At 63.0% G+C, this 13269-nt stretch carries 10 protein-coding genes; 1 reads left to right on the top strand and 9 read right to left on the bottom strand.

Annotation, left to right across the window (positions count from 1 at the left end; genetic code table 11):
• Positions 1-7: 7 nt before the first annotated feature.
• From PQQ95_RS00125 to PQQ95_RS00100, 6 genes are all read right to left on the bottom strand, one after another.
• Positions 8-2389: a xanthine dehydrogenase family protein molybdopterin-binding subunit gene (locus tag PQQ95_RS00125; RefSeq protein ID WP_408433460.1), complete on the bottom strand. Its 2382-nt coding sequence runs from the start codon at positions 2387-2389 to the stop codon at positions 8-10.
• A 10-nt stretch (positions 2390-2399) separates the two neighbouring features.
• Positions 2400-2918: a (2Fe-2S)-binding protein gene (locus PQQ95_RS00120; RefSeq protein WP_408433457.1), complete on the bottom strand. Its 519-nt coding sequence runs from the start codon at positions 2916-2918 to the stop codon at positions 2400-2402.
• 1141 nt (positions 2919-4059) lie between these two features.
• Positions 4060-5451: a branched-chain amino acid transporter BcaP gene (gene bcaP / locus PQQ95_RS00115; protein ID WP_408433454.1), complete on the bottom strand. Its 1392-nt coding sequence runs from the start codon at positions 5449-5451 to the stop codon at positions 4060-4062.
• A gap of 283 nt (positions 5452-5734) precedes the next feature.
• Positions 5735-6391: a response regulator transcription factor RqpR gene (gene rqpR / locus PQQ95_RS00110; protein ID WP_408433452.1), complete on the bottom strand. Its 657-nt coding sequence runs from the start codon at positions 6389-6391 to the stop codon at positions 5735-5737.
• Between the two features lie 10 nt (positions 6392-6401).
• Entirely contained in the window at positions 6402-7241 is an 840-nt protein-coding gene (locus tag PQQ95_RS00105) for a sensor histidine kinase (protein ID WP_408433450.1), read from the bottom strand.
• 433 nt (positions 7242-7674) lie between these two features.
• On the bottom strand, positions 7675-8445 hold the full coding sequence (locus tag PQQ95_RS00100; protein WP_149668681.1) for a ferredoxin--NADP reductase: 771 nt from the start codon (positions 8443-8445) through the stop codon (positions 7675-7677).
• 377 nt (positions 8446-8822) lie between these two features.
• Between PQQ95_RS00100 and PQQ95_RS00095 the strand changes: the two genes are divergently transcribed.
• Positions 8823-9110 carry a hypothetical protein gene (locus PQQ95_RS00095; protein ID WP_408433447.1) on the top strand — a complete coding sequence of 96 codons (288 nt, stop codon included), beginning with the start codon at positions 8823-8825 and terminating at the stop codon, positions 9108-9110.
• Positions 9111-9202: 92 nt separating this feature from the next.
• On the opposite strand, the gene PQQ95_RS00090 is transcribed toward PQQ95_RS00095, so the two are convergent.
• The 3 genes from PQQ95_RS00090 to PQQ95_RS00080 are packed head-to-tail and all read right to left on the bottom strand — an operon-like array spanning position 9203 to position 12775.
• Entirely contained in the window at positions 9203-10162 is a 960-nt protein-coding gene (locus PQQ95_RS00090; protein WP_408433444.1) for an ABC transporter permease, read from the bottom strand.
• Between the two features lie 29 nt (positions 10163-10191).
• Positions 10192-11169, bottom strand: a complete 978-nt coding sequence (locus tag PQQ95_RS00085; RefSeq protein WP_408434517.1) for an ABC transporter permease — start codon at positions 11167-11169, stop codon at positions 10192-10194.
• A 40-nt stretch (positions 11170-11209) separates the two neighbouring features.
• Positions 11210-12775 (bottom strand): sugar ABC transporter ATP-binding protein, encoded by a 1566-nt coding sequence (locus PQQ95_RS00080; protein ID WP_408434514.1) that lies wholly within the window; start codon positions 12773-12775, stop codon positions 11210-11212.
• Positions 12776-13269: the final 494 nt, after the last annotated feature.

The following is a 13269-nucleotide window of genomic DNA, read 5'->3' as shown; positions in this document are numbered from 1 at the left end:
CAGGATCTTAGTGGGTTTGCTTGGCAGCATGGATGGCGGACCACACGCGATGCGGTGTCGCCGGCATCTGCAGGTCGGTCACACCGAGTGGCGCGAGCGCGTCGAGGATTGCGTTGATGACCGCCGGTGGTGAACCGATCGCGCCTGCCTCGCCGCAGCCTTTCACGCCGAGCGGATTGTGCGTGCACGGCGTGCCCTTCGCGGTTTCGACGGTGAAGTTCGGCAGATCGGACGCATGCGGCATCGCGTAGTCCATATAGGAGCCGGACAGCAACTGGCCGCTCTCGTTGTCGTACACGCAGCGCTCCAGCATGGCCTGCCCGATACCTTGTGCGAGTCCGCCATGCACCTGGCCTTCGACAATCATCGGATTGATCACGTTGCCGAAATCGTCGACCGCGGTGAACTGCTGGATGCGGCAGACGCCCGTCTCCGGATCGACCTCGATCTCGCAGATATACGAGCCGGCCGGATACGTGAAGTTGGTCGGATCATAGAACGCGCTTTCTTCGAGACCCGGTTCGAGCACGTTGAGCGGATAGTTGTGCGGCACATACGCCGCGAGCGAGATGTCGGCGAAGGCTTTGGTGCGATCGGTGCCCGCGACGCGGAACACGCCGTCCTTGAAGTCGATGTCTTCCGCCGCGGCTTCCAGCAGATGCGCGGCGATTTTCTTCGCTTTGGCTTCGATCTTGTCGAGCGCCTTCATGATCGCCGAGCCGCCGACCGCGATCGACCGCGAGCCATACGTGCCCATGCCGAACGGAATGCGCCCCGTGTCGCCGTGAACGATCTCCACGCTTTCCAGCGCAATGCCGAGCCGGTCCGCGACCACTTGCGCGAAGGTTGTCTCGTGCCCCTGGCCGTGACTGTGGGAGCCGGTGAACACGGTGACCGAACCGGTCGGATGCACGCGAATCTGGCCGACTTCGAAGAGCCCGGCGCGTGCGCCCAACGCACCGGCGATGTTCGACGGCGCCAAACCACAGGCTTCGATGTAGCACGAGTAGCCGAGGCCCCGCAGCTTGCCGTTCTTTTCGGATTCCTGCCTGCGTGCCGGGAAGCCTTTCACGTCTGCGAGTTCGAGTGAACGTGCCAGGGTGGTTTCGTAGTCGCCGGTGTCGTAGGTGAGGCCGACCGGCGTGGCATACGGAAACGTGCGGATGAAATTGCGGCGGCGGATTTCCGCGGGATCGAGCTTCATCTCGCGCGCGGCGGTTTCGACGAGGCGCTCAACGACATACGTCGCTTCCGGACGGCCCGCGCCGCGGTAGGCGTCGACCGGGACGGTGTTGGTGAAGACCGCTTTCACCTCGGCGTAGATGGCGGGCGTCGCGTACTGGCCGGCGAGCAGCGTCGCGTACAGGATGGTCGGCACGCTCGATGCGAAGGTCGACAGATACGCGCCCATGTTGGCGATCGTGTGGATGCGCATCGCCAGGAACTTGCCATCGGCATCCATCGCCAGTTCGGCTTTGGTGACGTGATCGCGGCCGTGTGCATCGGACACGAAGGCTTCCGAGCGCTCGGCGGTCCATTTGACCGGACGGCGAATTTTCTTCGATGCCCACGTTAGCGCGACGTCTTCGGCATACAGGAAAATCTTCGACCCGAAACCGCCGCCGACATCCGGCGCGATGACGCGCAGTTTCGATTCCGGCAGCGACAGCACGAAAGCGGCCATCAGCAGCCGTTCCACGTGCGGATTCTGATTCGCGACGTAGAGCGTGTAGCTGTCGTCCTGCGACGAGTAGCTGGCGTTGACCGCGCGCGGTTCGATCGCATTCGGGATCAGGCGGTTGTTGACGATGTCGAGCGTGGTGACGTGCGCCGCTTTCGCGAAGGCGGTGTCGGTCGCGGCTTTGTCGCCGTGGCCCCAGTTGTAGCAGACGTTGTCCGGCACTTCGTCGTGAACCGCGGCTTGACCCGGATCGGATGCGTGCGCGGTATCGACCACGGCCGGCAGCACGTCGTAATCGACCTCGATCAACTCGGCGGCGTCTTTCGCGGCCTTGATCGAATCGGCGATCACCAGCGCGACCTGATCGCCGACGTGGCGTGCTTTCGTATGCGCGATGATCGGATGCGGCGGCTCGTTCATCGGCTTGCCGTCGGTGCTGTGGATCAGCCAGCCGCACGGCAGCCCGCCGACGTTGTCCGCGGCCAGATCGGCGCCCGTGAAGATCGCGACGACGCCGGGCGACTGTTTGGCCGCGGTGGTGTCGATGCTGTTGATTTTTGCGTGCGCGTGCGGCGAGCGTACGAATACTGCATAGGTTTGCTGCGGCAGGACGATGTCGTCGGTGTACTGACCGTTGCCGGTGAGGAAACGATAGTCTTCCTTACGTTCGACGGAGGCGCCGATGAGATGGGTGTCGGGTGCGTTCATCGTCGTCTCCTCAGGCGGTGGCTGGCGCAGTGGCCGCGGCGTTGGCGTTGGCCGTGCCGGCGGACTTCATGCCGTTGGCGCCTTCGAGCACTGCTTTGACGATGTTGTGATAGCCCGTACAGCGGCAGAGATTGCCGTCGAGCTGGGCGCGTACGTCGTCGCCGGTGAGATCGGGCTGACGTTCGACGAGCGAGACCGCGCTCATTACCATGCCGGGCGTACAGAAACCGCACTGCAGGCCGTGGCAGTGTTTGAAGGCGGCTTGCATCGGGTGGAGGGCGCCGTCTTTGGCGAGTCCTTCGATGGTGGTGATGTTTGCGCCTTCGGCCTGGACCGCGAGGATGTTGCAGGATTTGATTGCGCGGCCGTTCAGGTGGACTGTGCATGCGCCGCACTGGGCGGTGTCGCAGCCGATGTGCGTTCCCGTTAGGCGAAGTTGATCGCGCAGGAACTGGACAAGCAGGGTGTTGGGGTCGATTGAGGCGCTGATGGGCGCGCCGTTCACCGTCAGACTGATGCTGATCGCCATGAAGTTGTCTCCTTATGGGGTGAAACCGGACCTTTGTTTTTTCCTGCCTTTAGCTGCCTGCTCGTGGGGTCCGATGAGGGTGCTGCGGGTTTTGCGGTTTTTTTTATGGGTCTGCCGAAAAGTAAAGCACAAATTGCTTGGGGGCGCTATTGGGTTGTGTGCCTGCTTGGGGCTTGTTTGTCTGTTTGCTTGCGGTGTTGGGCTTTCTTTGGATTGGTTGCCTGGGCGGCGCTTCTCTTTCTCTGTATGCCTACGGCGTTGGCCTTTCCTTGTTTTCTTATTGGTTTATTAGCGTCGCCCCTGTGCGGGGCGGGCACTTACTTCTCTTTGCCGCCGCAAAGAGAAGTAAGCAAGAGAAAGCGGCTCACACCGCTAACTCTTAAGCGGGTCCCCCGCGCAGTTACGGTAGTGGTGCATCTGGAATCTGTGCTCTCGCGCATTCGGCGCCGGTGACAAAGCACTCGTCCGTTCCCACTTCGCACTGCGTGCGTCGCGGACGGGTCTGCGGAGGGAACCAGCGGTTTTGTTTCGCGCGGCGGGGACCATCGGCTTCGCCTCGGTGAGACGTTTTCGCTGTTATTGGCACAACCCGAAAGATGGGTGTATCGACGGCGATGGTCGGGCGAGCCGATCACGCTGATTATGTCCCGGCATCGGCGAACGCCCACTTCAACGGAAATATCGGCGAGTGCATTCACTATACGACCACAGTGTGTCCGCGATAGCGATGCAGCAACGAATCAGGAAACCGGAAAAGCTGCGAGAGCGAAACCGCAGCAAATGGTTGTATGAACCGGGCGTCGGCGCGCGCGGGCCGCCGGAAGTATGACTCCTTTGTCACTACCGCCGAATGCGCGAGAGCACGGATTCCAGATGCACCACTACCGTAACTGCGCGGGGGACCCGCTTAAGAATTCGCGGTTTGAGCCGCTTTCTCTTGCTTACTTCTCTTTGCGGCGGCAAAGAGAAGTAAGTGCCCGCCCCGCACAGGGGCGACGCTAATAGACCAATAACAATTCAAGGAAAGGCCAACACCCAAAGCGCACAAAGGAACGCGCCGAGCAGGCAAACAAACCAAGAAAAAGCCTACACCGCAAGCAAACAACCAACAAAAGCACGCCGCAGGCAAAACCCCAACCCTTTATTCCGCCAACTTAGAATGCCGCCGCGAATAGCCAAAATAAATAACCATCCCAACCAGCAACCAAACCACAAACGCCACCCAGGTAACAACCTGCAGATTAACCATCAAAAACAGACACGAGGCGACAGCCAACACAGGCACAACCGGCACCCCAGGACACCGGAACGCCCTCGGCAACTCAGGATGCGTCTTCCGCAAAACCAGAACCGCAATCGACACCATCGAAAATGCAGCCAACGTGCCGATATTGATCAGCTCCGCCAGCACATTCAACGGCACCAGCGCGCCAATCAGCCCAAAGAAAATCCCCACGAGCCAGGTCGTAAAAAACGGCGTAGCAAACTTCGGATGCACGCGCGAAAGCCGCGCAGGCAGCAACCCATCCCGCGACATCGCGAAGATCACGCGCGTCTGGCCATACGCCATCACCAGAATCACCGTCAGCATGCCCAGCACCGCGCCAAGGTCGATAAAGCCCGCCACCCACTTCTGACCTGCCACCTGCAACGCATAAGACACCGGGTGCGAAATGTTCGCGAACTGCGCCGACGGCACGATACCGGTGACCACGGCCGCCACCGCGACGTACAGCACCGCGCACACGCCCAGCGATGCAATGATCCCAATCGGCAGATCACGCTTCGGATCTTTCACTTCCTCCGCCGCGGAAGACACCGAATCGAAACCGATGAACGCGAAGAACATCACCGCCGCAGCGCCGAACACGCCGTTCCAGCCGTTCGGCATGAACGGATGCCAGTTCGCCGGCGTCACGTGGAAAACGCCCACGCCGATCACCAGCAGCACCACGACCACCTTGATCGCCACCATGATGTTGTTGATCCGCGCGGATTCACGCACGCCGAGCGACAGCAGTGCCGTGATCGCCATCATCACAAGGAAAGCGGGCAGGTTGAACCATGTCTCATGCCCTGGCAATGCGCCGGGCGCCGCCGTCAGCACAACCGGCAAGCTCACGCCGAAGCCCGACAGCAACGATTGCAGATAGCCCGACCAGCCGACCGACACCGCCGAGGTTGCCAGTCCATACTCGAGCATCAAGTCCCAGCCGATGATCCACGCGGCCAGTTCGCCCAGCGTCGCATACGAATAGGTGTAGATGGATCCCGCGACCGGAATCGTCGATGCGAACTCGGCATAGGCGAGCGCGGCGAACCCGCAGGCAATCGCCGCGATCAGGAACGAAATCATCAGCGCCGGGCCGGCCTGAACCGCGCCCGTGCCGGTCAGCACAAAAATGCCGGTGCCGATAATGGCGCCGACACCGAGGAAAGTCAGATCGAGCGCGCCAAGCGCTTTCTTCAGGCCGGCGTTCTGAGCGCTCGCGGCGATCATGTGCTCGACGCTTTTTTTGCGAAACAGGGACATTGGCGGTGGGTCTCCAGTAGTGCACGCATCTTGCGCGCCGAATGTCGGGAAAACTTTCGATTTTAACGGATGCGCACCTTTGCACCATTTTGGGACACTGTTTTTAGCGTCGGATGGAAAGGTGGAAAACGCCTGCCGGCGGTGATTCAGGGGTGACGTTTGTCCAGGCACAGCAAATGGCGCAAAGGCTTTCGCGCACGGCGCACCGGAAGGGTGGGAATCGCTCTCCTGTGGCTGCGTCCGCGGCGAACGGACGCTATTCAGCGATCCCGGAGCGCGAGCGTTAGCCGGTCATCGCCGGATTCAGATCGACGAGGCGGTTGCTCATGACGTAGAAAGTCAGTTCGGCGTTGTTGCGCAGCTTCATTTTCTCGAGCAGCCGGGTGCGGTACACGCTGACTGTTTTCACCGAAAGCGATAACGCCAGGGCGATATCCGTCAGCCGCTTGCCGGAGGCGAGCATGCATAGCGTCTGATATTCGCGATCCGAGAGTTTTTCGTGCGGCAATTGCTCGCCGTCGAAGGAAACGTAGTCCGCCAGCGCTTCTGCCATGGCTGGGCTGACGTATTTACGGCCGGCCGCAACTTGCTGGATCGCACCGATCATCTGCGCGGCGTCGACGGTCTTCGACAGGTAGCCGGCGGCGCCGGCCTTCAGCGCGCGCACGGCGTACTGGTCTTCGCGGTACATCGAGAACATCAGTACGGCCACGCGCGGCGCTTTGCGCTTCAAGCGCTTGAGCACTTCGACGCCATTCATGTCGGGCAGCGAAATGTCGAGTAGCACTACGTCGTAGCTGTGCTGGGTAACGGCCTCAAGCGCTTCGGCGCCGCTTTGCGCCTCGGTGACTTCGCGCGCTACACCGCGGTCGAGCAGCAACTGGCGGACGCCCTGGCGGACCACTGCATGGTCGTCGGCGAGCAGGATGCGCAGGCTCATGATGGCGTGCTCACGATTGCAGCGCGCGCCGTTCGGCGGCCGGCGCGCTCGCCAGCATCGCATCCCACGCAAAGCGGGCGCGCACGAGCGTGCCGCGCGGCGCGTTGCCGCTGTCGCCGCGGCGTGAGCCGATTCGCCGTGCGCTGATACGCAGCGTGCCGTCGAAGGCGGCGCAGCGCGCCTGCATACCGCTCAGGCCGAAATGGCCGCGACGGCTGCGGGCGGTGCGCGTCAGGCCGATGCCGTCGTCACTGACGATCAAGGTCAGGTGACGGCGGCCGGTTTCGATCCGCACATCGGCGGATTCGGCGCGTGCGTGCTTGGCAATATTGTTCAGTGCTTCCTGGGCGACCCGGAACACGGCCAGCGCGGCGTCGGTGGGCAGGCGCGTGAGCCGCACGTCGGCGGCGCAGACGAAACTCGTACGCAGGTTCGTGCGCGCGGCGAAGTCGCCGGTCCAGTGCGCCAGTGCCCCGACAATGCCCGCCTCGAGCGACGGCGCATGCAATTCCGCGACGGCCTGGCGGCTGGCGGCGCATACGGCGTCGAGTGAACGATTCGCAACGGCGAGCGCGGCGGCGCACTGCGGCGGCGCATCGGCGGGCAGCCAGGTTTCGACGCCGGCAAGGGCGAAACGCGTCGCGGTCAGTTCGGCGCCCACGCCGTCGTGCAGTTCGCGCGCCACATGGCGGCACGCCGCTTCCTGCGCCGCGACGAGCTCGGCCGACAGTTCGCGCACGCGGGCACGCAGTTGCGCGAGTTCGCGCTCAGCAGCGGATGGCGGCGGTGCGGCGTGTGCAAGTGAAGGCGGGGTGTGGGCGCTAAACGGGACGACAGTCGACGTATCCATGACTTTCCCTCTCAGGAAGCAGTGTGAACGGCGAAGCGGGTGCGCATCGGCGGCGCGAAGACAAAAGAACGCATGCGAGTCTCTGGCCTCCAGTGGTGTCCTTTACGCGTTGTGCGCGACGGACAAGTTACTACGGCTTGGCGTAACGAAATTTACATTCAGTAACATGCTGGTCGTACCACGGCAGGCATGTAAACCCACCGATCGTGCGTCGCGATGATATCTCATAAAAAGAAAAAATGCAGGCGCACCAAGGGTTAGCGCCTATATTTCATGCAATGGTTGACGTTTTGCAACGCCAGCGATGTAGGAAGAATGCTGACACCAAATGTCAGGGCGATGGCGCCGATTTGTAACTGCACAACAAAAAAAGGAGCCCGAAGGCTCCTTTTTGCTGGGTACGCGGCGCGAGCCGCTCAATCTGAGCGTTCGTTCAGCCGACGAACGCCTTTTCGACCACGTAGTGGCCCGGCGCGTTATTGCTGCCTTCCTCGAAGCCGAGGTCGTCAAGCAGCTTGCGCGTGTCGCGCAGCATGTGCGGGCTGCCGCACAGCATCACGCGGTCGTCTTCGAGCGAGAAGCCCGGCACGCCGAGGTCGGCGAACAGCTTTTCGGTTTCGATCAGTTCGGTGATGCGGCCACGGTTCTGGAACGCTTCGCGCGTCACGGTCGGGTAGTACAGCAGTTTTTCCTGCACCAGTTCGCCGAGATGCTCGTGCGCCGGCAGGTGATCCGTGATGTATTCCTTGTACGCCAGCTCGTCGACGAAACGGCAGGTGTGCGTCAGAACCACGCGCTCGTAGCGGTCGTAAATGTCCGGATCTTTAATGATCGACATGAACGGCGCGAGGCCCGTGCCGGTGGACAGCAGCCACAGCGTCTTGCCCGGCAGCAGGTTGTCGGCCATCAGCGTGCCGACCGGCTTCTTGCCGATCAGGACTTCGTCGCCGACCTTCAAATGCTGCAAACGCGACGTGAGCGGGCCGTCCTGCACCTTGATGCTCAGGAATTCGAGGTGCTCTTCGTAGTTCGCACTCGCAAGGCTATAGGCGCGGATCAGCGGCTTGCCGTCGACTTCGAGGCCCACCATCGTGAACTGGCCGTTTTCGAAACGGAACGACGGATCGCGCGTGCAGGTGAAGCTGAAAAGCGTATCGGTCCAGTGATGGACGCTCAGGACGGTTTGTGAATTCAGGTTGCTCATGGCTTCTTGGATAGTGCGAAAACAAAGGCGGCCAGTCGTTTTAGCCGGCCGGCACGGCAAGGGCGATGCTGCGCTAACCCGAGAACGGGAATCACGCGCAATCCGCTATTTTACCGCGCCCGCTGCCCGAGGGCTGTGGCGCGGCGGTTGAGCGTGGTGAAGCGGGTTACCGGACCAGGAAGCGTCGGCGCCGGCTGTGGATACGATCGGCGCCGCGAAGTACGTTGGCGTAGGTGCGGCCACGCTTCAGCAAGGGTACGGCGATGGGCGAAAACCGCGCGGGGCGGCTGCCATCGGCTGTCCGGCATGCGCCGGATAGGCGCGCCGCGCGGGCAACATTTTCAGGATGATACCGAAACCCGCCGTGCGCCGCAGCATTGACCCTGCTGATAAAACTGGCAAAAGCGCGGGTGAGCGGTGAGAAAACTCAGGAAAGCGCGATGGAGGGGCGGGATGTGCGCCTTCTTTGGGCCATGCTTGTTTGTCACGGCCGGTTGGTACACAAACGGGAATTGATGAACGGTTTATTCGCCGGAATCCCTTTCTGTGTAGGGAGGTTGGCGCATAAATTTGTGATCGCGTATGGTGACGCCCAGGCGAGGCTGCCATCACGCAGCCTGCCGCAATTCGGTGCGGCGATAAGCGTGTCGCGTGTTGTGTTTTGAGGACACCGACGCAATCAGCGAGACGCGACGATTGTTGGATCTCCGCTATGCCGAACCGCAATCGGCTCGCCGGCTCGGCGCCCTATTGCGAATTACGCTGCAGCAGCAACACGTTTCTTGCCGCGCTGCTTCAGCACTCTCGCCTGCAACACGATCACCAGCAGCAGGAACACGCCGCGAATCACCGATTGCCAGTAGGCCGAGAGGCTGATGAACCCCAGGCCGTTTTCGAAGTTCAGCAGGTTGAACACCAGCCCAAGCAGCAGCACGCCGGCAATCGTCATCGCGATCGAGCCTTCGCCGCCGGTGAGCAGGGTGCCGCCGAGCACCACCGCCGAGATCGCGAACAGCTCCCAGCCGACGCCCTCGTTCGGCTGACCCGCGCCGAACTGCGCGGCCAGGATCACCCCTGCCATGCCCGCGAGCAGGCCGCTTACCGCATAAGCAATCACCAGCGTCCGGTCGACGTTCAGGCCCATCAACCGTGCCGCTTCTTCACTGCCGCCGATGGCCAGCGAATGCCGCCCGAAACGCGTGCTGCGCAGCGCGAGCCAGCCGGCGATGGCGGCAACCGCCGCGACGATGCCGGGAATCGGCAGGCCGAACAGATCGCCTTGACCGAAGTTGCCGAAGTTCGAGTCGGCGGCAATCGACACCGCGTCGTTCTTGCCGAGCAGCAGCGCCACGCCGTGCGCGCCGAGGCTGGTCGCGAGCGTCACGATGAAGGGCAGGATTTTCAGCCGCGTGATGATCAGGCCGTTGAGCACGCCGACGGCCATACCTGCCGCACAGCCGGCCACGACGGCAACCCAGCCGCCGTACACGCTGGTCAACGCGGCGACTACGCTCGCCAAAGCGGCCACCGTGCCGACCGACAGGTCGATCCCGCCCGTGATGATCACGAAGGCCATGCCGATCGAGATCAGCGCGAACATCGAGTTGTAGCGCCAGAATGAGGTGATGTTGTAGGCCGAGCCGAAATGGTCGTAGCGCACGAGGCCGAGCACGAGGAGCGCGACGAGAGCGAGCAGGATAGGGAGGTTCTTTTTCATCGCATCGAGTCCGAAGTGTCCTGGAGGCGTTAGCGCGAGCGCCGTTGCACATACACCGCCGCGACGATGATGCCGGCCTTTACCACGAGTGCCGCCGCGTCGGGAATGCCGTGCGCGAGCAGCGTATAGCGCAGCAACTGGATGATCAGCGCGCCGATCAGCGTGCCGCCGATATACGCCTTGCCGCCCGTCAGCGCCGTGCCGCCGACCGCCACCGCGGCGATCGCATCCAGCTCGACGCCGAGCCCCACCACGTTCGCATCCGACGACGAATTCACCGAGATCGAGATCAGCCCCGCCAGTCCCGCGAGCGCGGCGCACAACGTGTAAGCGATCAGCTTGACGGTGGCCGTCGGCACACCGCACAGATAGGCGGCCTTTTCGTTGCCGCCGGTGATCAGCAGATACTGGCCAAACAGCGTCTTGCGCACGATCCACGCGAACAGCGCGACCAGCGCGAGCATCAGCAGCACCTGAAACGGCACGCCGGCAACCTTGCCCAAGGCGATCCACTGGAAGGCGGGCGTGTTGAACGCCTGCAGGCTGCCGTCGGTGACGACCTGGGCGATGCCGCGCCCGGCGATGAACAGCACCAGCGTCGCGACAATCGGCTGGACGGATAGCTTCGTCACCAGCAAGCCGTTGAAGACGCCGCACGCGGCGGCGGCCAGCACCGGCAGCACGAACGCCAGTGCAATGCCGCCCGGCCCCGGAATGTTCAGGAACAGCATCGGCGCGAGCGCGCCCGAGATTGCCATCGACGCACCCACCGACAGATCGATGCCGCCCGTCGCCACCACCAGCGTCATGCCGATGCCGACGATCACGATCGTCACCACCTGCGTCATGTTGACGTTGAAGGTTTGCAGCGACCAGAAGTGCGGGGTGAAGATCAGGTTGAACAGCACCATCGCAAGCAACACGATCACTTCGCGTTGCATGGCCAGGTGCCGCCATTTTTTCACCGTCGATGCGGCCGTGGCGCGTGATGTGGCGGCGTCCGGCATAGGCGGCGTGGCTTGGGTGTGCAACGACTCAGTGTGCAACTTAAGCGCCATGACGGTCGCCCTCCAACGCGTCTTCGATATGTGCGGATTGCGCGGCTTCGACCAGTTGCGATTGGCCTTCGCTACCGTAGGCGATGGCGTCCATGATCGCGGTTTCGCTCATGTCGGCGCCATTCAGTTCGGCGACGGTGCGGCCGTCGCGGATCACTACCGCGCGATCGGCCACCGCCGTCAGTTCTTCGAGTTCAGAGGCGGACAACAGCACAGCGAGGCCTGCATCGCGCAGTTCGCGCACGATCTTCGCCACGTCGGCTTTAGCGCCGACGTCGATGCCGCGGGTCGGTTCGTCGAGCAGCAGTAGCGACGGCTCCGCGGCGAGCCAGCGCGCGAGCAGGACCTTCTGCTGATTGCCGCCGGACAACTCGCGAATCGGCTGATCGGCCGAGCGCAGCTTGATGCCGAGCGACGCAATGAAACGGTCGACAATCGCCTGCTGTTTCTTCACGTCGACCACGCCGTTTTTCGCCAGCGTGCGCAAGCAGACGAGCGTGAGGTTGTCGCGCACCGAGAGTTCGGGGACGATGCCTTCGGCCTTGCGGTCTTCGGTGAGGTAAGCGAGGCCGCGCGCGATCGCGTCCTGCGGCGACTTCAACGCCACCGTCTCTCCGCCAATCGACAATGAGCCTTGCTCGAGCGCATCGGCGCCGAACATCAGGCGCATGGTTTCGGTCCGGCCCGAGCCGAGCAGTCCGGCGAGACCCACCGCTTCGCCCGCATGCACTTGCAGCGAGACGTCGCTCACTTTCGGATGGGCGCTCAGGTGCGTCGCGGCGATTGCCTGCTTGCCGCGCCGCGCGAGGTTCGCTTCGCGTGCAGCGGCGTCTTCGTGCACGACGGCGGCCAGCGTGCGGCCGAGCATCGTCGTGACGAGTTGCAGCTTGTCCATCTCCGCCATCGTGCTTTGCGCGACCGTCTGGCCGTCGCGCATCACCGTAACGCGGTCGCATAGCGCATACAGTTCGTCGAGCCGGTGCGAGACGAAAATCACTGCGCGACCGTCGTCGCGCAGTTTGCGCACGACGGTGAAGAGCAGTTCCACTTCGCGTTCGTCGAGCGACGAGGTCGACTCGTCCATGATGACCATCTTCGCGTCCGACGAGACGGCGCGCGCCAGCGCCACCATCTGCTGGATCGCGGTCGAATAGCGGCCGACCGGTTTCTTCACATCGATCTGCAAGCCGAACGATTCGAGCAAGGCGGCGGCGCGTTGCTGCACGGCGCGCCAGTCGATCAGGCCGAAGCGGCGTGGCTCGCGGCCGAGGAAAATGTTTTCCGCCACCGAGCGGAACGGCACCAGGTTGATCTCCTGATAGATCGTGCTGATGCCGGCTTCGCGCGCCTGTTTGGGCGTGCGGAAATCGACTTCGCGGCCTTCGAAGCGCACGCTGCCCGAGCCGCGCCGATACGCGCCCGTCAGGATCTTGATCATGGTCGATTTGCCGGCGCCGTTCTGGCCGATCAGCGCGTGCACTTCGCCGGCTGCCACGCTCAGATTGGCGCTGCGCAACGCGGGCACGCCGCCGAAGCTGATGCCGATGTCCTGCATGTCCAGCAGCGGCGAACGGGTAAGGGGAGAGTGTGGCGTCTGCGTGCCGGATTCCGTCACGGGGTGTCCTCCTGATGCAAGTGCTGCTTCACGTGCTGCCTTATTCGCTGCCTCATGCGCTCCATGAACCGCATGTATTGCGCAGGGCGAGCCGTGGTGGCCGTAAGTTCGGGCGCTATGCAGGCGATGTGGCAGAACCATGTTACGCCGCATAAAAGCGAAGCGACGGCTCGTGCTGCCACGAACGCGTCGCTCCGAACCCTTCCCGTCACCCGCCCCCCGAGGAGACTGATTCGGGGCGGGGACGTCCTGCGGGGCGTCCGGGGGGAGACTTTCGGGCGTCCGCGTATGGGGACTTCCGTCGGTCTTCCCCTATTCCTCGAAGGGATTGCCTTCGAGGCGGGAGACTTCCTTCGAGACGCAGCGGAGAGCGTGGACACTCCGCTGCGGTACCGCCGTCAAGCGCCCAAACTGCGCGTACGGCGGCGGTTCGC

The sequence above is a fragment of the Paraburkholderia caffeinilytica genome, from assembly GCF_046030355.1.
Classification (GTDB): Bacteria; Pseudomonadota; Gammaproteobacteria; order Burkholderiales; family Burkholderiaceae; genus Paraburkholderia; species Paraburkholderia caffeinilytica_B.
Note: the sequence above shows the minus strand (reverse complement) of the source record. Positions and strands in the feature narration are given on the sequence as shown.

Excerpts from the sequence above, each read along its gene's own strand:
- PQQ95_RS00125 (WP_408433460.1), bottom strand. The coding sequence starts at position 2,389 with ATGAACGCACCCGACACCCATCTCATCGGCGCCTCCGTCGAACGTAAG.
- PQQ95_RS00120 (WP_408433457.1), bottom strand. The coding sequence starts at position 2,918 with ATGGCGATCAGCATCAGTCTGACGGTGAACGGCGCGCCCATCAGCGCC.
- bcaP (WP_408433454.1), bottom strand. The coding sequence starts at position 5,451 with ATGTCCCTGTTTCGCAAAAAAAGCGTCGAGCACATGATCGCCGCGAGC.
- rqpR (WP_408433452.1), bottom strand. The coding sequence starts at position 6,391 with ATGAGCCTGCGCATCCTGCTCGCCGACGACCATGCAGTGGTCCGCCAG.
- PQQ95_RS00105 (WP_408433450.1), bottom strand. The coding sequence starts at position 7,241 with ATGGATACGTCGACTGTCGTCCCGTTTAGCGCCCACACCCCGCCTTCA.
- PQQ95_RS00100 (WP_149668681.1), bottom strand. The coding sequence starts at position 8,445 with ATGAGCAACCTGAATTCACAAACCGTCCTGAGCGTCCATCACTGGACC.
- PQQ95_RS00090 (WP_408433444.1), bottom strand. The coding sequence starts at position 10,162 with ATGAAAAAGAACCTCCCTATCCTGCTCGCTCTCGTCGCGCTCCTCGTG.
- PQQ95_RS00085 (WP_408434517.1), bottom strand. The coding sequence starts at position 11,169 with ATGCCGGACGCCGCCACATCACGCGCCACGGCCGCATCGACGGTGAAA.
- PQQ95_RS00080 (WP_408434514.1), bottom strand. The coding sequence starts at position 12,775 with ATGCAGGACATCGGCATCAGCTTCGGCGGCGTGCCCGCGTTGCGCAGC.